This is a genomic window from Paeniglutamicibacter sp. GQ140 (assembly GCF_059759235.1).
The window spans coordinates 127,436-147,617 of the sequence record NZ_JCAXDW010000003.1 but is presented as its reverse complement, the minus strand read 5'-3'; the positions used below and the strand labels follow the sequence as shown (position 1 = coordinate 147,617).

The 20,182-nt window shown below is 65.0% G+C and carries 18 protein-coding genes and 3 tRNA genes; 4 read left to right on the top strand and 17 right to left on the bottom strand.

Features of this window, described 5'->3' with window-relative positions; all coding sequences use genetic code 11:
* The first annotated feature begins 45 nt into the window (after positions 1 to 45).
* From AC6CHY_RS05545 to AC6CHY_RS05535, 3 genes are read left to right on the top strand one after another with little or no spacing between them, the layout of a single operon-like run.
* Complete coding sequence (locus AC6CHY_RS05545; protein WP_217389654.1) at positions 46 to 762, top strand: LytR/AlgR family response regulator transcription factor; 717 nt, start codon at positions 46 to 48, stop codon at positions 760 to 762.
* The gene (locus AC6CHY_RS05540) at positions 759 to 1,190 is read left to right on the top strand and encodes a hypothetical protein (protein ID WP_254456199.1); all 432 of its coding nucleotides are present in this window, start codon (positions 759 to 761) and stop codon (positions 1,188 to 1,190) included. Before AC6CHY_RS05545 ends, AC6CHY_RS05540 begins: the two co-directional genes overlap by 4 nt.
* Entirely contained in the window at positions 1,190 to 2,671 is a 1,482-nt protein-coding gene (locus tag AC6CHY_RS05535; RefSeq protein ID WP_217389781.1) for a sodium/solute symporter, read from the top strand. Before AC6CHY_RS05540 ends, AC6CHY_RS05535 begins: the two co-directional genes overlap by 1 nt.
* Positions 2,672 to 2,772: 101 nt before the next feature.
* Here the strand turns inward: AC6CHY_RS05535 and AC6CHY_RS05530 are convergent, their stop codons facing one another.
* The 6 genes from AC6CHY_RS05530 to rpsB form a co-directional block, all read right to left on the bottom strand.
* Positions 2,773 to 3,357, bottom strand: coding sequence for a DivIVA domain-containing protein (locus AC6CHY_RS05530; RefSeq protein ID WP_336245119.1), 585 nt, complete (start codon positions 3,355 to 3,357; stop codon positions 2,773 to 2,775).
* A 139-nt stretch (positions 3,358 to 3,496) separates the two neighbouring features.
* A complete protein-coding gene (locus AC6CHY_RS05525) occupies positions 3,497 to 4,429 on the bottom strand; it encodes a phosphatidate cytidylyltransferase (RefSeq protein ID WP_217389655.1) in 933 nt (310 codons plus the stop codon).
* Positions 4,429 to 4,986 carry a ribosome recycling factor gene (frr, locus tag AC6CHY_RS05520; protein WP_217389656.1) on the bottom strand — a complete coding sequence of 186 codons (558 nt, stop codon included), beginning with the start codon at positions 4,984 to 4,986 and terminating at the stop codon, positions 4,429 to 4,431. Before frr ends, AC6CHY_RS05525 begins: the two co-directional genes overlap by 1 nt.
* 97 nt (positions 4,987 to 5,083) lie before the next feature.
* Positions 5,084 to 5,827 (bottom strand): UMP kinase, encoded by a 744-nt coding sequence (gene pyrH / locus AC6CHY_RS05515; RefSeq protein WP_217389657.1) that lies wholly within the window; start codon positions 5,825 to 5,827, stop codon positions 5,084 to 5,086.
* Positions 5,828 to 6,033: 206 nt separating this feature from the next.
* Positions 6,034 to 6,873: a translation elongation factor Ts gene (gene tsf, locus AC6CHY_RS05510; RefSeq protein WP_217389658.1), complete on the bottom strand. Its 840-nt coding sequence runs from the start codon at positions 6,871 to 6,873 to the stop codon at positions 6,034 to 6,036.
* Between the two features lie 140 nt (positions 6,874 to 7,013).
* Positions 7,014 to 7,895, bottom strand: coding sequence for a 30S ribosomal protein S2 (gene rpsB, locus AC6CHY_RS05505; protein WP_217389659.1), 882 nt, complete (start codon positions 7,893 to 7,895; stop codon positions 7,014 to 7,016).
* A 434-nt stretch (positions 7,896 to 8,329) separates the two neighbouring features.
* On the opposite strand from rpsB, the gene AC6CHY_RS05500 reads away from it, so the two are divergent.
* Positions 8,330 to 8,851 carry a M23 family metallopeptidase gene (locus tag AC6CHY_RS05500; protein ID WP_498225907.1) on the top strand — a complete coding sequence of 174 codons (522 nt, stop codon included), beginning with the start codon at positions 8,330 to 8,332 and terminating at the stop codon, positions 8,849 to 8,851.
* Here AC6CHY_RS05500 and AC6CHY_RS05495 read toward each other — a convergent pair.
* From AC6CHY_RS05495 to dnaG, 11 genes are all read right to left on the bottom strand, one after another.
* Positions 8,848 to 10,038 carry a glycosyltransferase gene (locus AC6CHY_RS05495; RefSeq protein ID WP_498225905.1) on the bottom strand — a complete coding sequence of 397 codons (1,191 nt, stop codon included), beginning with the start codon at positions 10,036 to 10,038 and terminating at the stop codon, positions 8,848 to 8,850. The genes AC6CHY_RS05500 and AC6CHY_RS05495 overlap by 4 nt on opposite strands.
* A gap of 276 nt (positions 10,039 to 10,314) precedes the next feature.
* Positions 10,315 to 10,388, bottom strand: a tRNA-Ile gene (locus tag AC6CHY_RS05490).
* Between the two features lie 126 nt (positions 10,389 to 10,514).
* Complete coding sequence (locus AC6CHY_RS05485; RefSeq protein ID WP_217389662.1) at positions 10,515 to 11,702, bottom strand: glycosyltransferase; 1,188 nt, start codon at positions 11,700 to 11,702, stop codon at positions 10,515 to 10,517.
* 92 nt (positions 11,703 to 11,794) lie between these two features.
* Positions 11,795 to 12,706 carry a DMT family transporter gene (locus AC6CHY_RS05480; RefSeq protein ID WP_217389663.1) on the bottom strand — a complete coding sequence of 304 codons (912 nt, stop codon included), beginning with the start codon at positions 12,704 to 12,706 and terminating at the stop codon, positions 11,795 to 11,797.
* The gene (locus AC6CHY_RS05475) at positions 12,694 to 13,314 is read right to left on the bottom strand and encodes a CDP-alcohol phosphatidyltransferase family protein (RefSeq protein ID WP_217389664.1); all 621 of its coding nucleotides are present in this window, start codon (positions 13,312 to 13,314) and stop codon (positions 12,694 to 12,696) included. Before AC6CHY_RS05475 ends, AC6CHY_RS05480 begins: the two co-directional genes overlap by 13 nt.
* A gap of 163 nt (positions 13,315 to 13,477) precedes the next feature.
* Positions 13,478 to 14,353, bottom strand: coding sequence for a phage holin family protein (locus AC6CHY_RS05470; RefSeq protein ID WP_498225904.1), 876 nt, complete (start codon positions 14,351 to 14,353; stop codon positions 13,478 to 13,480).
* Positions 14,354 to 14,515: 162 nt separating this feature from the next.
* A tRNA-Asn gene (locus AC6CHY_RS05465) sits at positions 14,516 to 14,588 on the bottom strand.
* Between the two features lie 97 nt (positions 14,589 to 14,685).
* Positions 14,686 to 16,368, bottom strand: coding sequence for an ABC-F family ATP-binding cassette domain-containing protein (locus tag AC6CHY_RS05460; RefSeq protein ID WP_217389666.1), 1,683 nt, complete (start codon positions 16,366 to 16,368; stop codon positions 14,686 to 14,688).
* A gap of 64 nt (positions 16,369 to 16,432) precedes the next feature.
* Positions 16,433 to 17,857, bottom strand: a complete 1,425-nt coding sequence (locus AC6CHY_RS05455; protein WP_498225902.1) for a lipase maturation factor family protein — start codon at positions 17,855 to 17,857, stop codon at positions 16,433 to 16,435.
* Between the two features lie 251 nt (positions 17,858 to 18,108).
* Positions 18,109 to 18,184, bottom strand: a tRNA-Asn gene (locus AC6CHY_RS05450).
* 66 nt (positions 18,185 to 18,250) lie between these two features.
* A complete protein-coding gene (gene dnaG / locus AC6CHY_RS05445; RefSeq protein ID WP_498225900.1) occupies positions 18,251 to 20,128 on the bottom strand; it encodes a DNA primase in 1,878 nt (625 codons plus the stop codon).
* Between the last annotated feature and the right edge of the window lie 54 nt (positions 20,129 to 20,182).

Here is a 20,182-nt window from a genome sequence, read left to right as displayed (position 1 = left end):
CGCGCCGGGGCCGGTTCGGCGAGGCGTGCGGGTAAAATGACGTGCATGATAAACGTGGTCGTCGCCGACGATGAACTGCCTGCCGTGGAGGAACTGGCATATTTGTTGTCGCTCGATTCACGGGTGGGCACCATCCACCGGGCCAACTCCGGGGCCGAGGCGCTCAAGGCCCTGGAGGAATTCGAGGTCGACGCCCTCTTCCTGGACATCCACATGCCCGCGCTGTCGGGGCTGGACATCGCCCGGGTCATCTCCCGCTTCACCCGTCCCCCGGCCGTGGTCTTCGTGACCGCCGACGAGGACCAGGCGCTGGAGGCCTTCGAGCTGGCGGCGGTGGACTACGTGCTCAAGCCCGTGCGCCCCGAACGCCTGGCCGAGTCGGTCCGCCGCATCTGCGAGCTGGCCGAGGAGGACACCGCGAAGCCGGACATGGTCACGGTGGAAAAGGGCGGGATCACCAAGATGATCCGCCGCGACGAGATCCGCTACGTGCAGGCGCAGGGCGACTACGCCCGGCTGCACACCGCGGACGCCAGCTACCTGATCCGGGTCCCGCTCAACGACCTGGAACAACAGTGGGGACCGGCCGGCTACGTGCGCATCCACCGCTCCTACCTGGTGGCCATGGACAAGATCGACACCGTCAAGCTCGCCACCGGCAAGGCCGTGGTGGTCATCGGCGGCACCGAACTGCCGGTCAGCCGCCGCGCCCTGCCCTACCTGCGCGAGAAGCTGGCGGCGAACCGAGTCCGGCCGCTGTGAGCGAGACCGGCGCAGCCGCCCCGGGCCCGCGCGGGGCCCCCGGGCCCCGCCAGGGCCCGGCACCCGATGGCACGCTGCCGGCGCCCAGCGGCGCCCGCGTGCGGGTCAGCGCCCCCGCCGGCACCATGTTGAACATCGTCCGCCGCTCCGCCCCGGATGCCGCAGACACCTTCTACGTCCACTCGCTCATCCGCTCGCAGCTGCGCCTGGCCGCATCGGTTGCCCTGGGCTTCCTGCTGCTGCTGGTGGGCCTGGCCGTCATGGTGTTCACCTGGCCGCAGATCAACGACATCCGCCTGGCCACGATCCCGCTGCCCTGGTGGATCCTGGGCGTGGGGGTGTACCCGCTGATCATGCTCTGCGCGTTCCTCTTCAACCGGGCCGCTGCCCGCAACGAGGCAAAGTACCGGAGCATCGCCAAGAAATGATCAATCCCGCGGTTGCCCTGCTTTCGGTGTTGCTGGTGTCCCTGGCGACGGTGCTCATCGCCGTCAACGGGCTGCGTCTCTCGCGCACCACCGGGGACTTCTATGTGGCCTCGCGCACCGTCAAGCCCTGGTGGAACGCCAGCGCCATCGGCGGGGAATACCTTTCCGCGGCATCGTTCCTGGGCATTGCCGGTCTGATCGTGGTCTCCGGGCAGGACGGGCTGTGGTTCCCCATCGGGTACACGGCCGGCTACCTGATGCTGCTGCTTTTCGTGGCGGCACCGTTGCGCCGCTCGCGTGCCTACACGATCCCGGACTTCGCGCAGATCCGGCTCGGATCCATGAAATTGCGCCGGCTCACCAGCTTCCTGGTGGTGGTCATCTGCTGGCTGTACATCGTCCCGCAGCTGCACGGGGCCGCACTGACCCTGGGCATCAGCACCGGGCTGCCGGGCTGGCTCGGTTCGCTGCTGGTGATGGGGGTCGTGTGCCTCACGGTGCTGGCCGGCGGCATGCGCTCGATCACCTTCGTCCAGGCCTTCCAGTACTGGCTCAAGCTCGCGGCACTGGCGATCCCCGCGGTCTTCTTGCTGCTGCACCTGGGGCTGGCCGGGGAATCGGCGACCCTGGGCGGCGCGGTCTTTGACCGGGCGGCCGACCCGGCGGCGAACCAGGGCCTGTACTACAACATCTCCCTGCTGGTGGCCCTGCTCTTCGGCACGCTGGGCCTGCCGCATGTGCTGGTGCGTTTCTACACCAACCCGGACGGGCCCTCTGCGCGCAAGACCACCGCGATCGTGCTGGGCCTGCTGGCCCTGTTCTACCTCTTCCCCACGGTGCTGGGAATCCTGGGCCGCGCCTACACGCCCGAGCTGGCCACCAGCGGCAACGCCGATGCCACGGTGTTGCTGCTGCCCGGGCGCATCGTGGGCGGGACCGCCGGGGATGCGCTGACCGCGATCATCATCGGCGGGGCCTTCGCCGCGTTCCTTTCCACCTCCTCGGGGCTGGTGGTGTCCCTGGCCGGGACCATCTCGCAGGACCTTTTCCGCGGCACGGTGCGCGGATTCAGGATCTCCACGCTCATCGCCACCGCCGTCCCCCTGCTGCTGGCCATGGGCACCTCCAGCCTGGCCCTGGCCGGGGCCATCGGCTCGGTCTTCGCCTTCACCGCCGCGACCATCTGCCCGCTGCTGCTGCTGGGCATCTGGTGGCGCGGGCTCACCGTCGCCGGGGCCATTTCCGGCATGGTGACCGGCGCCGTGGCCTGCGCGACCTCGCTGATCCTGGCGGCAGCGCTGCCCAACGAGGCGCAGTCGTTCCACGCGCTGCTCGCCCAGCCCGCCGGCTGGTGCGTGCCGCTGGCGTTCCTGGTCATGTTCTTCGTGTCCCTGGCCACCAGGCGCCGTGCCCCGGTGCGCATCGACGAGGTCATGGCCCGGCTGCATGTGCCCGAGCCGCAGGCCGGCCCGCTGCCCTGAGCCGCCGGCCGGGCAAGCCGGCGCCGGGGCACAAAAAAATGCGGCTGGCCCGGTGTCCGACACCAAGCCAACCGCATTGAATCCTTCGGCGACCGCCGAGGCTAGTCGATCGAGGCCATGAGCTCCACGACGCGGTCCAGGAACGCATCGACCTGCGACTCCTCGTAGCCGTGTTCGCCCTCTGCCCGGCGGAACTCCGCGCGGCGCACCGCGTCCACGCTCATCGGGACATCCTTCTCGAAGTAGTCGATCAGCTGGGCGCAGAGCTTGTCCACATCCTGCACGTTGTAGCTCGAGGCACTGGTGCGCGAGGGCCGGCGGAAGCGTTCCCCCGGGGACCGGTGCAGGCGTCCGCGCAGGATCGCCGAGAGCCGGCCGACCTGCTGCAGCCAGGCGTCCTCGCCGTTGGACTGGATCAGGGCGTCGCGTTCCCGCTGGGCAAAGACGTCCTCGAGCCGGTCCAGGGCGCCGTCGACCTCGCGGGCGCTGTAGCCGCCGCGCTGGGCCGGGAAGACGGTGCGGCGCACCATGTGGCTGGTGACAATCGAATCATCGTCGCCGTCGCCGTTGAAAGTGGCTCGGGCGCGGGCGAGGAACACATCCACCTGTTTGGTGTTGTAGCCGAATTCCTTTTCCCCCACGCGCTCAAAGGGGCTGGGGGCCGGCTGTGCCTTGTCCTGACTCACAATTCTTTCCTTGATCTCGGTATTGCGTACCGGAAAACCGGCACCTTGGTGCTGCGGGTGGTGCGATGGACCGGATCCGACCGCGGAGCGGTCGCACCTGCCTGCATATCCATCTTAGGGATGCATTGGCACCGGCGCCCTACAGCGCGCCGGGCATCAGCAAAATGGTGAGGATGTACGTCGCCGGAATCGCGAAAACCACCGAATCGAGCCGGTCCATGACTCCGCCATGGCCGGGCAGGATGTTGCTCATGTCCTTGATGCCCAGCTCCCGCTTGACCATGGACTCGGCCAGGTCCCCGGCCGTCGCGGCAACAACCGTCGCCACCGCCAGCGGGATGCCGACCCACCAGGGAGCGTCCAACAGGAACACCGCCGCGGCAATGCCCACCACGGTGGCCCCGGCGACCGACCCGGCAAAGCCCTCCCAGGACTTCTTGGGGCTGATCTTCGGGGCCATCGGGCGTTTTCCGAACAGCACGCCCACCAGGTACCCGAACGTGTCGTTGGAGACCACCAGCAACAACATGGTTGTCACCAACAAGTGCCCGTCCGGAGCGTTCAGCAGCAGCACCGCGAAGCTCAGCAACAGCGGCACCCACGTCAGGACGAAGATGCTTGCAACGATCGAGGCCACGGACTTGGCCGGGCCCTCGATGATGCGCCACAGGAAGACCAGCAGCGCGCTGGCGGTGAACGCCATGCCCAGGGCCTCGAGGCCGCCGTAGTACGCGGAGAACGGCAGGGCAACCCCGGCAACGGCCAGGGGAACCAACGGGGTGTCGACTCCCCCGCCGTTCAGCGCGCGGGAAACCTCCCAACTGCCAACGACGCCGAAGATGGCCACCGTGGCGACGAACGCCAGCGGCAGCCAAAACAGCCCCGTCAACACCACGGCCAGCAGCACGAGGCCGACGACGATGGCCGCGGGCAGGTCGCGCCCTGCCCGCGATGGCTTGGTCCGCTTGGCCTTGCGGCCTCGCCGGGTCAATGGTTCAAGCCCGCCGGGTTCCGGCGTCGGCTCCGGAAGGGATCCTGCGGATCCTTCGCTCGGCTCGGTGGGATTGGACATTAGACTTCCAGCAGCTCGGCTTCCTTGCGCTTGAGCAGGTCGTCGATGCCGTCGGTGTGGGACTTGGTCAGTGCGTCGAGGTCCTTTTCGGCGCGTGCGCCTTCGTCCTCGCCGACTTCGCCGTCCTTGACCAGCTTGTCAATGGCGTCCTTGGCCTTGCGGCGCAGGTTGCGCAGCGCGACCTTGGCGTCCTCGCCCTTGACGCGCACGACCTTGACGTACTCCTTGCGGCGTTCCTCGGTCAGCACCGGCATGATCACGCGGATGGACTTGCCGTCGTTGGACGGGTTGGCGCCGACCTCGGAATCGCCCAGGGCCTTTTCGATCTCGCGCAGTGCGCTGACGTCGTACGGGCTGATCATGATGGTGCGTGCGTCCGGGGTGGCGAAGGATGCCAGCTGCTGCAGCGGGGTCGGGGTGCCGTAGTAGTCCACCATGACCTTGGCGTACATTCCCGGGTGGGCGCGGCCCGTGCGAATCGCCGAGAAATCCTCCTTGGCGGATTCGATGGTGCGGTCCATCTTGTCGGCAACTTCGGCGAGTGTTTCCTCAATCACGGTCTACTCCTTTGAATCGGCTCCCAGTACATGGGCTGCCGGGTAATTTTGGGCTTGTGAACAATCCTATGCCACGCAAGCGCATGGCGAGGGGCACCTAGATGGTGACGCGGGTGCCGATCTTTTCGCCAAGGATCGCGCGGGTGACGTTTCCGTCGCCTTCCATGCCGAAGACCATCATCTCCAGCTTGTTGTCCTTGCACATGGTCATAGCGGTCTGGTCCATGACGCGGATGTCCTTGATGAGCGCCTCCTCGTAGGTGAGGTGCTCGAGCTTGGTGGCGGTGGGGTCCTTCTTCGGGTCCGCGGTGTAGACGCCGTCGACCCCGCTCTTGGCCATCAGCACCACGTCGGCGTCGACCTCGAGGGCACGCTGGGCCGCCACGGTGTCGGTGGAGAAGTACGGCAGGCCGGCACCGGCGCCGAAGATGACGACGCGGTCCTTTTCCATGTGGCGGATGGCGCGTCGCGGGATGTAGGTCTCGGCGACCTGGGCCATGGAGATCGCGGACTGGACGCGGGTGTCGACGCCGGCCTGCTCCAGGAAGTCCTGCAGGGCCAGGCAGTTCATGACGGTGCCCAGCATGCCCATGTAGTCGGCTCGCGAGCGGTCCATGCCGGAGGCCGAGAGCTCGGCGCCGCGGAAGAAGTTTCCGCCGCCGACGACGATGGCGACCTCGACCTTGCCCACGGTCGCGGCGATCTGCTCGGCAATGCCGCGCACGGTGACCGGGTCCACGCCCAGCTTGCCGCCGCCGAAGACCTCTCCGGAAAGCTTCAGCAAGACCCTGCGGCGACGCGGGGCCTGGGTGTGTTCATGCGATTCGGGGGTTGCTTCCATGGGTGTCATTCCTCCTGCGTGCGGGTCGGTGCGGGCCCACGTTGTAGCTGTTGGGGGTGTTGCCGGCCCCCGGGCCTCAATGGCCCGGGAGCTGGCAGGAAAAAGGGGCGGCCACCTTCAAGTGGCCACCCCCTTTACCTTGGTGTGAAGCAAATGGTTGCCGGTGCCGGGGCGCCGAGTACCAATTTACCTGCTGTTGAAGCTAATTAGGCTCCGACGCGGAAACGTGCGAAGGCGGTGGCGTTGACGCCGGCTTCTTCCAGCACCTTGCCCACGGTCTTCTTGGCGTCCTTGGCGAATGCCTGGTCGACCAGCACCTGCTCCTTGAAGAAGCCGGTCAGGCGTCCTTCAACGATCTTGGTCATGGCGGCTTCCGGCTTGCCCTCGGCGACAGCGGTCTCCTGGGCGATGCGGCGCTCGGATTCGACGATCTCGGCGTCGATGTCGTCGCGGGAAAGCACGGTCGGTGCCATTGCAGCGGTGTGCACTGCAACGTCGTGTGCAACGGTGGCAGCGGCTTCGCCGGCGCCGTCCACTGCGACGAGAACGCCAACCTGTGCCGGCAAGTCCTTGGAGGTCTTGTGCAGGTAGGCATCAACCGATGCGCCCTCAATGCGGGACAGGCGACGGACGATGACCTTTTCGCCCAGGACTGCGCCCTCTTCGGTGACGACGTCGGCAAGGGTCTTGCCGTCGACGTCGACTGCCAGCAGGGTCTCCAGGTCGGCTGCGGCCGAGGAAACGGCAACTTCCAGGACCCGGGCAGCCAGTGCGATGAACTTGTCGTTCTTGGCGACGAAGTCGGTCTCGCAGGAAAGCTCGATCATGACGCCGACGGTGCCGTCGACGACCTTGGCGGCAACGAGGCCTTCCGAGGTCGAGCGGCCTTCGCGCTTGGTGGCGCCCTTGAGGCCCTTGATGCGGATGAGCTCCATGGCCTTTTCGGCGTCGCCGTTGGCCTCGTCGAGGGCCTTCTTGACGTCCATCATGCCAGCGCCGGTGCGCTCGCGCAGTGCCTTAATGTCAGCAGCGGTGTAGTTTGCCACGTGCAACCCCATTCATAAGTGGTTTTGAGCTTTTTCGCCGAAGGACGGGCCGATAGTGGCCCGTCCCGCGGTTTGTCCCGGGCTGCCGGCGCTCCCCCGCAAAGGGAGGAGCGCCGGCAGCCCGGGACCTTGGTTTGTGACTACTCGGCCGAAGCGGCCGGTGCTTCCTCGGCTGCCGGGGCAGCCTCAGCGGCAGGTGCTTCTTCAGCAGCCGGAGCGGCTTCAGCAGCAGCTTCGGCGGCAGGTGCCTCGGCCTTGCCGGCCTCGAGCAGTTCGCGCTCCCACTCGGCCAACGGCTCGGCCGGAGCTTCGGTGTTGCCTGCAGCCTTGTTGTTGCGGGCGATGAGGCCAGCGGCAACGGCGTCGGCAACGACGCGGGTGAGCAGGTTGACGGAGCGGATGGCGTCGTCGTTGCCCGGGATCGGGTACTGGACTTCATCCGGGTCGCAGTTGGTGTCGAGGATGGCAACAACCGGGATGCCCAGCTTGCGTGCCTCGTCGATGGCCAAGTGCTCCTTCTTGGTGTCAACAACCCAGAGGACCGAAGGGGTCTTCGTCAGGTTGCGGATACCGCCAAGGTTGGTCTGAAGCTTGGTCAGCTCGCGCTTGAGCAGCAGCAGCTCCTTCTTGGTGTGGCCCGAACCGGCAACATCCTCGAAGTTGATCTCTTCCAGTTCCTTCATGCGCGAGATGCGCTTGGAAACGGTCTGGAAGTTGGTGAGCATGCCACCGAGCCAGCGCTGGTTGACGAAGGGCTGGCCAACGCGGGTAGCCTGCTCCGAAATTGCTTCCTGAGCCTGCTTCTTGGTGCCAACGAACAGAACGGTGCCGCCGTGGGCAACGGTCTGCTTGACGAACTCGTAGGCGCGGTCGATGTACGACAGCGACTGCTGCAAGTCAATGATGTAGATGCCGTTGCGCTCCGTGAAGATGAAACGCTTCATCTTCGGGTTCCAACGACGGGTCTGGTGTCCAAAGTGAACGCCGCTGTCGAGCAGCTGGCGCATGGTTACGACTGGCATGTCGCAACTCCTTCCGGCAGTAGCTGGCCGGCCCATCACTGGGCCGCGGTAACTGCCATTGTTATCGGTTGATGGTGCGCATCCGGAATTGGACGCGACCCCTGGCATGAGCAGAACGGCAATTCGTTCCTTGCCCGGCCCCTCCCGAAGTAATTCGGACCGCGGGCCTGGAAGTCGCACACACAACCAATCGCCACGAAAGCGGGATTTTCAGGTGTGGATGACTCATACGCGAAGTCAGTTCCTTGCCTTCCCCCCGTCAGCGCAGGCGTCAAGAGGGCACAGGGAACCGCATGCTCAAGTGTACTACAGGCGGGCGGCCCGAAATTTGACCCGTCCGCACAGGAACAGGGGACGTGCATCACACCGCTGAGCCCTCCACAGGGCAGCGGGCAGCGGCCGGCGGGCCGGCCCGGCCGAAGCATGCTGGGGGCATGAAAACAGTTTCAGCCCTGGCAGGCTTCGCGATCGGCACCGTGGTGCTGCTGGCCCCGGCCAGCGGGCTTCCGCCAGCCCCCGGCCCGGCCAGCCAACGCGCCGCCCCGGCGGGCGCGTGGAGCTGGCCGCTGCCACCGATTCCGCGGGTGGTGGGCGGATTCGACCCGCCGGCCCAGCGTTGGCTTAGCGGCCACCGGGGCGCCGATCTGGAGGCGGGGCCCGGCGACACCGTCAGCGCGCCCGCCGACGGCATCGTGTCCTTCTCCGGAACCATCGTGGATCGTCCCGTCATTGTCATCAACCACGGATCTGGACTGCTTTCCAGCTTCGAGCCGGTGCGCAGCACCCTGGCCGTCGGTGCCATCGTCTCCGCCAAGGATGAGATCGGTGTGGTCGGAACCGGTGCTCACTGCGATGCTCGCTGCCTGCACTGGGGCCTGCGGCTGGACGGGGAGTACATCGATCCGTTGCTCACGATCATCGACACCCGTCCCTCGATCCTTCTGCCGCTGGATTAGCCTTGGGGCTGGCCCTGGGACCTGAATTCGCGATCCGCCGCCGCATAGACCTCAACCATGAGTTGGGTCTGCCGGCTTTGCAGGAACGACGCCGGGTCGAAGGAAGAGGTCTGTGGTCCGCGGCCCGACCGCAGTTCATCGACGCACCTGCCCAGGGCGTCGGCCAGTCCGCCGATTGAGGCGTCCTCGGTGAGCCAATAGACCCCCTCCGGCAGGTCGTCGGCGATGCTTCGGTCGCTGAGCAGTGACGGTGTGCCGAGGGCAGCAGCCTCATAGACCGTCATGCCCTGGGTCTCGAATCCCTGGGACGTCTGGACCAAGGCGTCGGCCCGACGCAGCTCGTCAAGCATTTTCCCGTAGGGAACCTTGCCGCGGATGACCACTGTCGGCTTGTCCATTGACTTGGCCTTGGCTTCCGCCTTGGCCCGGTCCGCGCCGTCGCCAAAGACATGGATCTCCGCGTCGATGTTGGACATGGCAACCGCGTCCAGGAATGGAAGCAGGCGCTTCTCCGCGCTGAACCGCCCCACCCACGCCAGCCTCGGTCGGGGGCCGGGTTCGGCCGGCGGCCGGGCCAGCAGCCCTGCCGCTATTCCGTCGTCCATGCCGTTGGGGACGACATCGACGTGTGCAAAGACGTGTTCGTCCTGCAGCAGCCGGGCGAAATGGCTGGAGGGGGCCGTTACGCGTTGGGCACGGTCGGTGAACCTTCGCAGGTATGTCCATGCGTTGGCAGCCACTGGCAGGCCGGTGTGCAGGAAAGCCTTCTGCGCGAGGCCGAACCCGCGCTGGACCAGGCCCGGCAGCGGCATCGTTGCGGCGATTCCCACATCGAGCCGGTTGTGCATGGTGTGGACGACCGGAAGGTTGTTGTCCCTGGCGAAGCGGTAGCCGATGATGGCCTGCCAGAAGTCCGCCTGGACGTGCACGACGTCGATTGGCCCGCGGGCGGCCATGGCGGCGGCCAGCTTCCTGTCGCTGACCTTGCCGGGGATGGTCATGGAATACTCCCCCGGCCCCAGCGGCACGGAGGGGAGCTCGATGACCGCCGGGTCACTTGCATGGTTGCCCCGGTATCTGGGCGAAACAATCGTCACCCGGTGCCCCGCCAGCTCGAGGAACCTCCGCTGCAGCCGCACGGAGGTTTGCATTCCCCCCAGGGTGTCGGGGTGCTGGTCGACAAACATGACGCAATGCATTTACCGGGCGCGTCCTTTCGGTGCGTAAAGAAGAATGTTCGGCGTGCGGTGCCTGCCCGGGCCAATGGCCGAAGGTTTCACCTCGATGCCGCAAATCGAGCCTAACGGAGATGCGTCGACCACTGGGCAAGCCACGTCGGGCTTCACGCGGGAACGCGGAGGATCAGGCGTCTTTGCGCGAAACCAACCCCGCAAAGCATGAGCCAACGAAAAAAGGCCCGGCCAAATTCCCTTGACGGAGATCTCGGCTAGGCCTTTTGCGTGTAGGGCGGGTGGGGCTTGAACCCACGACCAAGGGATTATGAGTCCCCTGCTCTGACCAACTGAGCTACCGCCCCAACATCGGAATGAACCATCAATTCCCCGCCACTGGCGGGATTCGGTGAAACATCCCCAGCCATCCTAATGGATTCCCCCGCGGCTTTTCATCTTTCCCTGCCAAAAACCCATGGCCAGCACCGATATTAGGGAAGGAAGTCCTCGGCCACGGCACCGCGGTAGATCGCCTCGAAGGTATCCATGGTCTTGCTGTGGCTGTGCACAGAGACCTTTGCGTGCCCGGCCTTGCCCATGACGGCTCGTTCCTCGGGTGCCAGCGCAAGGATCGAGTCCAGCTTGGCAGCCAGTTCGGCGCGGTCCCCCGGTTCGAACAGGTGCCCGTTGACCCCGTCATCGACCAGGTGCGGCAACGCCATCGCGTTGGCCAGCACCACGGGCTTGGAGGCAGACAGGGCTTCCAATGTCACCAGGGACTGGAGTTCCGCGGTGCCGGGCTGGCAAAACACGTCGCAGCGCAGGTAGGCGCTGCGGAGTTCCTCGTCATCGACGTGGCCAAGGAAGTGCACGCGGCTCGCAACCCCGTTTTCCCGGGCCAGCTTTTCCAGCGGGCCCCGCTGTTCGCCGCCGCCAATGACTTCCAGGTGGGCGTCGGGCACGGTCTTCATCAGCGACAGGGCGTCAATGATTTCATTGACGTTCTTCTCCACCGCCAACCTGCCAACGAACAGGATCGTGGGGTACGGGTTGCGGTCGATCGTCTCCGTGGCCCCGAGTTCATAGTTGCTGGATTCGATGCCGTTGGACAGCGGGAGGACCTTGCCCAAACGCGCATACTGCGTCATGGCCCGGGCCGCCAGCGGGGTCGGCGTGGTGACGACGTTCGCCTTGCCCATGATCTTGCCCATGTCGCGCCAGGAGTTGCGGGCCACGATCCGCTTGAACCACTGGGGGAAGGGCAGGAACGGATCGAGGTTCTCCGGCATGAAGTGGTTGGTCGCAACCGTCCGGATGCCCTGCTTCTTGCCGAAGGCCAGCGCGCCCTGGCCGATCATGTAGTGGCACTGTGCGTGGACGACGTCCGGCTTGATCTCGTTGAGCAGCGCCTTGATTTCCGGGTTCACTTCCCAGGGGAAACAAATGCGGAAGTACTCGTGGGTCGGCACCGCATGCGAGCGCAACCGGTGGACTGTGGCCTCGGGCAGGACCTCGGTGACCGTGGGTCCCTTGTCCGGCCGGGTGGCCATGACATGCACCTCGTGCCCGCGCTCGGTCATGGCCGTGGCCAACCGGTAGCAAAAGACTGCTGCCCCGTTGACGTCCGGATGATAGGTATCCGCCGCAATCACGATCTTCAATGGTTTCTCGCCCGTCACGGGGTGTGTTCACTCCTTGACATGACCGCATTTCGAGGCCACGGTTGTCGTTTCATTGTCTTGGTTGGGCAATAACAGGGGTTTGTCATCGACTATTTGCCATCGGCAACCCTGGTGCGCCGCTTGGCCTCGGCCTTGCGTTCAAGCACGTCCGGGTGATGGCGCGATAGCGCGATTACCCCAACGATAGCAATGCATCCGGCGCCCACCATGCTAAGCGCCATGGCGGGTTGGACATTGGGATCCAATTCACCCAAGATCACAATCCCGATGGAGATCCCCACGATGGGGTCGATCACCGTCAGCCCGGCAATGACCAGGTCCGGTGGGCCCTTCGAATAGGCATTCTGCACGAAGTAGGAACCCAACAGTCCCGCAACGGCCACGGCTATAAGGGAATACCAGGAAACGTTGGCCAGGAATCGGCCGTTGGGATCAAGCAGGGACACGGATATGGTGCGCACCAACACCGCCACGAACCCGAAAAGGACCCCGGCGCCCAGGATGTAGAAGAACGCTCCAAGCCGATGCGGCAACAGCACCACCGCTCCACCGAATACGGCCACGGCGATCGCCAGGATCAATATGGTGACCAACTCCTGGCCACTGGTGATCCGGTGTTCCTCGGCGCTGACCTCGATGGCCAGGAAGACGAACGCCGCGCTGCCCACCATGCAGGCAGTGATCGCCAGGATCGTGGGCCGGTTCATCTTGATGTGGTGCTCGCGGGCATTGACCACCGTGGTGATGACCAGCGCAATCGCACCAATGGGTTGGACCACCGTCAACGGTGCGCTTGCCAAGGCATACACATTCAGGCTCATCCCCATGGCGAGCAAAAGCAGCCCGAACACCCAGCGGGGCGACCTGAAAAGTCGGAGCAGCCCCCATCCTGTGACGTCCAGTCCGCCGGCGCTGGCACGCACCGCGCTCGATTGCCGCTGCGTTCCAAATGCCAGAAAGAACGCCCCGGCGATCGCGGCCGTGACCGCTAGCCAGACCATTCAGTTCCCGACCTGAGAGCCTTGGCCTTGCGCCGGGCCAGTAGGAAATACTGCACCGCCGCAATCACGTGGAGAACGCAGGCCAGTGCCAAGGCCCAGGTCGCGATGTCGCCCAGGATTGTTCCCCTGCCCCAGTTGGTGTTCCCCAGGAGCAACAACGGGGTTCCGACCAATAGCAGAGCGGTACGGAATTTCCCAAGGTTGCTGACCGGCAGGTTGGGGTTGCCATGAAAGAGCACCCACGCGTTGATGATCAATACGGCATCGGGAATCACAATGGAGAACACCAGCCAAGCAGGGGCGATCCCGGTGGCGACAAAGGTCGTGGCGATGACAATCAGGGCCACCCTGTCGGCGACGGGGTCCAGCCATTTGCCAACGGTGGATATCTGGTCGAGGCGCCGGGCAGCAAAGCCATCGATCCAGTCGGAGGAACCGAGGATTGCCAAGGTGAGTGTCGCCCAGCCGTAGTGCATGGTCAGCGTCTGCCAGACAAAGAGCGGTACCAGCAGGAATCTGAGGACAGTTATCAGGTTCGGAACCGTCCAGAATGTGGTGAGCTCGCGGTATTCAAAATTGTCGCGTGTTCCCGCTCCAAAGATGCGCATGCCCTCCTCTTTCATGGTCTGTTCCGGGGTCCGGGGCTGGTGGGCTAATCAAGGGCATTTGTTTTCCTCAGGTGTCGCTCGTCCTGCTTCGAAACTGCTGCAGGAACGGCGTCCGGGGGTGGAACGGTTCAGGAATTTCAGCCTGACCGCACCGGGGCATTGCCTACTTGCGCACCAACTTGCGCAGGAAAACAAAGAACATCGTCACCGATCCGGCCATGATGGCCAACGGCCGCCACCGTTCGCGCAGGGCCTCCTTGGCATTGTCGCCTTCGAGACCGCTGAGCGAGGCAAGCTTTCCGGTTGCCCGTTCCGCCCCTTCGGAGAATTTTTCCGAAGCGGTGTCCGCCAGGTGCCTGGCCTTGCCGGCGGCCTTGGTCACCGCATCGCCGGCGGCCTGCCCGGCGTCCGAGAACTTTTCTCCCAGATGAAGGGGAGCCTCAAGTTTTTGTCCCAGGCCATCGCGATGCAGGGCAATCTCCTCGCGACGTTCACGGGTACGGATGATCAACTCGTTGTGCGTGGGCTTCTCGGCCTTTGCCTCGTGGGCATCGTCCTTCTTGGCGTCCTTCTCATCCTTCTTCTTCGATGGCTTCGGCTCATCGAGCGTCGAAACATCGAAGGCGCTGCCGTCCTTGACCACCCCGAGGTCGTGCCGGATTCCCCGGATCGCTTCCTCCGGCACCAGCGGCATGGACTTCTTGATCTTGAAGAAGGCGAATGCCGCAAAGATTAGTGCAAGGACCAGGAAGCCGGCCGCCACGAGCAGCGCTGCCAGCCACGGATCGATGACGGTACCGATGCCCATGATCAGGGCCACGGCCAAGGCAATCACCATCAAGCCAAGCAATGCCAGCGCCACGATTCCGGCGCCTGCCGCAATGCCGACGCTGATGCCCTTTGACTTGAGGACGATGGCGGCAATGCGCGCTTCGTCAGCCAATTGGTTTGGAATCAGGTGGCTTAGTCCGCCCACCTGTCCCTTGATGGTTCGTGGCGTTGACTGGTATTGGGTTCCAGTCGATTCCGATCCAGACATGGTGTCTCCATTTCATGCGGCCTAGGCCCGGCCCGCTCCACCCAAAACTATCACCCGGACGTGCCTAAACGGCTCAACCTGAAGAGGTACACCCAGGGTATGAGATCGCGTGAAGACAAGAAAACCCCGCCCTCCAATGGAGAACGGGGTTTCTCATGTACGCTCCTCCGACTGGACTTGAACCAGTAACCCTTCGATTAACAGTCGAATGCTCTGCCAATTGAGCTACGGAGGAATGAAGCAGGTAAAACACTACCAGAGCCCCGATTGGAAACCCAAATCGGAATCGCCCCATGCGCCCCTTTCGCCCCCAACCACGGGGGCGGCCGCCGCTACCGCTGGCGTTGGACCCGGCCCTCGTCCCAGACCGGTTCCGCGGACTCATAGACCTTCCCGTCGGAGCCGAACACCAGGAACCTGTCAAAGGAGCGGGCGAACCAGCGGTCGTGGGTCACGGCCAGCACGGTTCCCACGAACGATTCGATGGCACGTTCCAGGGCCTCCCCCGAGTGCAGGTCGAGGTTGTCGGTGGGTTCATCGAGCAGCAGCAGCGTTGCGCCCGAGAGCTGCAGCAGCAGGATCTGGAAACGTGCCTGCTGTCCGCCGGAGAGGGAATCGTATTTCTGCTCCGCCTGGCCGGCCAGGCCGTAGCCGTCGAGCGCCCCGGAGGCTGCCTCCCGGGCCATGCCCGAGCGGTGTTCGTCGCCCCGGTGCAGGATATCCAGCAGTGTCCGGCCCATGAGGTCGGGTCGGCTGTGGGTCTGGGCAAAGAAGCCGGGGCGGATGCGCGCACCGAGCTTCACGGTTCCGTTGTGCGGGACCTCGGCGATCTCGACCTCCGAGACGGGCAGGTGTTCGCGTTCCGGGTCCGTTCCCCCGGCCGCCAGCAGCCGCAGGAAGTGGGACTTGCCCGAACCGTTTGATCCCAGGATCGCCACGCGGTCCCCAAACCAAATCTCGTTGCTGAAGGGCTTCATCAGGCCCGTGAGTTCAAGTTTCTCGGCCACGATCGCGCGCTTGGCGGTTCGGCCGCCCTTGAGCCGCATGTTGACGTTCTGCTCCAACGGGATGGCCTGGGGCGGGCCCGCCTCGAGGAACTTCGCAAGGCGGGTTTGCGCGGCGTGGTACCTGTTGGCCATGTCGGAGCGGAAGGCCGCCTTGTTCTTGTACATGTTCACCAGCTCCTTGAGCTTGGCGTGTTCCTCGTCCCAGCGCTTGCGCAGTTCCTCAAAGCGCTCGTTGCGTTCGCGCCGTGCTTCCACATAGGAGCCGAACGCCCCGCCGTGGATCCACGCGGTGGCCCCGGAGTGGCCGGGCTCGAGGGTGACGATGCGGTTCGCTGCGTTGTTCAGCAATTCTCGGTCGTGGCTGATGAACAGGACGGTTTTCGGCGAGTCGTTGAGCATCGCCTCGAGCCAGCGCTTGCCTGGGACGTCGAGGTAGTTGTCCGGCTCGTCGAGCAGCAGCAACTCGTCGGGACCTTCGAAGAGGGCCTCGAGCACCAGGCGCTTTTGCTCTCCGCCGGAGAGCGTCGAGGCAAGGCGGTGGGCGGCGCGGTCGAAGGGCACCCCGAGGGCCGCCATGCAGACCTTGTCCCACGCGGTTTCCAGTTCGTAGCCGCCGGCGTCCCCCCAGTCGATGATGGCCTGGGCGTAGCGCATCTGGACCTTTTCGTCGTCGGACTCCATCATCAGCAGCTCGGTCTCGTCCACGGCCTTCGCCGCAGCCGCCAGGTCCGCCGAGGCGGTGGAGACCAGCAGGTCGCGCACGGTGGATTCGTCGCGCACCTGGCCAACGAACTGCCGCATGATGCCCATGCCGCCGGAACGGCTGACCGCACCTTCATCCGATTTGAGGTCGCCGGCGATGATCTTGAAAAGCGTCGTCTTTCCTGCCCCGTTGGGGCCGATGAGAGCAGTCTTGGATCCCGAGGTGACCTTGAACGTCACGCCGCCCAGGAGCTGGGTTCCGTCGGAGAGGAAGTAATGGATGTCGGATACGTCGATATGAGCCACCGTCCCATCCTACTGACCTCCCGGCGCGGTCTCCCCACCGTCTCGCGCAGGGCCGGGCGGCGCCTCATTGCCGGAGCACGGGACCAATCACCAGCAGCCGCCGGTCGCGCACCCAAACGGCGCCGGTGCTTCGATGCTCCGCGGCGGTCGCGAAACGGTAGCGATAGGTCAGCACGCGCACGAAGCGCGGCGGCCTTCCGGAGAACGGGTCATGGCGCAACAACGCCAGGGTCCGGGCGTCGGCCTCCAAAAGCCTGGACAGCAGCGCGTGGAACCAGCGCTGGTGGATGGAGTCAAAGGGCAGGAACCACATCATCCAGTCCAGGCGCAGGTGGTAGGGCGCGAATTGGCGCGGCCGGCGGTCCACGTCCCCCGGTTTCCCCTTGAACCCGTATTCCCGCCAGGACGCTTCGTCGGGAGCCTCGTCCTCGGTGCCCTCGATGACGACCTCGATCCGTTCCCGGGTCACCGTGCCGAACGCACCATAGGCATTGCCCAATTGCCACCGGTTAAAGGATGCATTCATGCGCTGGTGTGGGGAGAACAGGTTGCGCAGCGCCGGAATCGAAGCCACGGCCAAGAGCACCGTGCCGGCCAGCACCACCACCGTCCACCACACCGGAGCCTCGGCGGTCGGCACACCTTCCGGTGGTAGCCAGGGAATGATCCGGTGCAGCACCGGATCACTGACCCGGCAGAAGGCCAGCACAATGGTGATCCAGTTCAACCAGGCGAAGTTGCCGGTCGCCACCAGCCAGAGCTGTGTGGCAATGACAATGCCGGCGGCGATGGAGGCGATCGGCTGGGGCGCAAACAGAAGGAACGGAACCACCAATTGTGCCCCGTGGTTTCCCGCCGTCTCGCAGCGATGCCACCATCGCGGGGCCAAGTGCGCCAGGCGGCTGAACGGTCCGGGCATTGGCTGGGTCTGGTGGTGGTAGTACATGGCCGTGAGGTTGCGCCAGGCCTGATCGCCACGCCACTTGATCATGCCTGCCCCGAATTCCAACCGGAACACCAGCCAAGCAATCAGCAGCAGGATGGTTTGCGGCGGCGGGACCTGCCGGGAACCGAGCAGGCCCACGGTGAACCCGGCCTCGAGCAAAAGCATTTCCCAGCCGAAACCGTAGAAGATCTGTCCGACATTGACGATCGACATGTACAGGCCCCACAGCGCCAGGAATCCGGCCAAGGGCAGCCAAGGGGGCCCCATTTGGGGAAGACTGAGGACCAGCACCCCCGACATGACGCACCCGGCGATACACACGGTCGACAGTTTCCTGTCCGAGTACCCCATCCGGCTGAACAGCGACGGTCCACGGGCACCGCGGCCGCGCAGCAGCCGGGGCACGGGAAGCAATCCGTGCTCGCCGGCGAGGGCGCGGAACTGGTTCAGCGTGGAAATGAAGGCGATCAGGTAGATCAACGCGACGCCGCGTTGCAGGATTTCCCGGGCCATGCCGTAGTCGGTAGCCGCCAGCCATTCCATGGAACCAGACTAGATTCACCGGGACTGTACGACCATGCCGGAGGGAACCGGTTTCCGGCATTCTCGCCGAGCCGGTCACCGACATTCGGCGAAGCAGGCAGTTCTCGAGGGGGTTTCCCGTTCGCCTGTAGGACAGCGCGATGAATGCCTGGCCGCCATGTCGAGGGCGGGAGCGGCCCCGGCTGCCCGGGCACCTTCTAAATGCAAAAGAATCCGCATTTTCTTTGAAGAAAATACGGATTCCTTTGATTTGGCTCCTCCGACTGGACTTGAACCAGTAACCCTTCGATTAACAGTCGAATGCTCTGCCAATTGAGCTACGGAGGAATGCAACGAGAAATACTCTACACAAGGTTCCGGGAAAACAAAAATCGTCCCGGACCCGTACCGCGCTTAGTCCTGGCGCAGCGCCCTGCGGCGCAATTCCAGCTCCAAAAGCTCCCGATTGATGCGCTGGAAGCCCTCCGGATCGCCCGCGGGATCCATGCGTTGCAGCTCCCCCATCTTCTCTGCCTTCAGGTGTGTGATTTGCAACTCGAAAAGGCGATTGATGATGTCGTTGCAATAGCGCAGCAATGCCTCGTTGCTGTTGGCCGGCAACGGAGTCACTGCCAGCTCGGAAACGAATGAGCGCAGCGGTTCGGGGACTTCCTGGCGGATGGCCTCGACCCACTGTGACGGGGTGGCGCCGGCCAGCCCGGCGGCGCGGACGGCATCGTGGACCGCGGCGTGGGCAGGTGCCATGAACCGGGCATCGTAGAATGCCTGCCACTGTTCGGGTGTCAGCTGCGCCGGCTGCTGCAGCACAACCTCGAGCGCCTCGCGCTCCATTCGTGAGACCGGGTCGCGCGGATCGGGACGGGAGTAGACGGGGGCGGCAGGCTGCTCCGGTGCCGCATGGCCGGCGTTGCCGTGGACAGGTTCCGCCGACTTGGGCATCCGGTTGCGGCGCACCGAGGCCCCCACGGCGCGGTTGACGTCCTCCATGTCCATGCCCAGCCACCCGGCCAGTTCACGGGCGTAGGCCGGGCGAATGGCCGAATCGCGGATCTCCGCCACGATGGGGGCACTGACGCGCAGCGCCTGAACCCGCCCCTCGACGGTGTTGAGGTTGAAGTTCTTCAGGCCGGCCTTGATGGCAAACTCGAAGAGCGGGCGCTTGGAGTCGATGAGCTCGCGCACCGCCTCCGGGCCACGGGTCTGGCGCAGGTCGCACGGGTCCGCCCCGCTCGGCTCCACCGCGACGTAGGTTTGGGCAATGAACTTTTGGTCTTCCTCAAAGGCCCGCAGGGCGGCCTTCTGGCCGGCGGCGTCGCCGTCGAAGGTGAAGACCACCTCGCCGCCGGATCCGTCGTCGCGCAACAGCCGGCGGGCAATCTTGATGTGGTCCGCGCCAAAGGCGGTGCCGCAGGTTGCCACCGCGGTCCCGATGCCCGACAGGTGGCAGGCCATCACATCGGTGTAGCCCTCGACGACGACCAACTGGCGGGTCTTGGTGATTTCCTTCTTGGCCAGGTCGACCCCGTAAAGGACCTGGGACTTCTTGTAGAGCTGGGTCTCGGGGGTGTTCAGGTACTTGGGGCCCTGGTCGTCCTCGTAGAGCTTGCGCGCACCGAACCCGATGGTGGCACCGGTGAGGTCGCGGATGGGCCAGATCAACCGGCCGCGGAACCTGTCGTAGATCCCGCGGTTGCCCTCGGAAAAGATGCCGGTGAGCTTGAGTTCCTCGTCGTGGAAGCCGCGGCCACGCAAGTGCTTGAGCAGGGCGTCCCAGCCCTGGGGTGCGTAGCCGACGCCGAAGTGCGCGGCGGCCTCCGCATCGAAGTCGCGCTCGGAGAGGAACTTCCGGGCGGTTTCGGCACCGGGGGTGGTGAGCTGCTCGCGGAAGAACTCCTCGGAGATCTTGTGCGCGTCGAGCAGGCGCTGGCGGCGGCCGGTGTCCTCGCGGCGCGGGCCGGTGCCGCCGTCTTCGTAGTGAAGCTCGACGCCGACGCGGGCGGCCAGCTGTTCGACGGTCTCGGAGAAGGTGCCGTGGTCCATCTTCTGCATGAAGGCGATCACGTCGCCGGACTCGCCGCAGCCAAAGCAGTGGAAGGAGCCGACCTGCGGGCGCACGTGGAAGGACGGGGAACGCTCGTCGTGGAAGGGGCACAGGCCCTTCCACGAGCCGACACCGGCGGATTTCAGCGTCACATACCCGTCGATGACTTCCTTGATGTCCGTGCGGTTGCGGACTTCGTCGATATCTTCACGCTTAATCAGGCCTGCCATACCACCCAGTCTAGTGACGAAACGGGAGCGCATGCGCCGTTTCGCCGCGGGGTG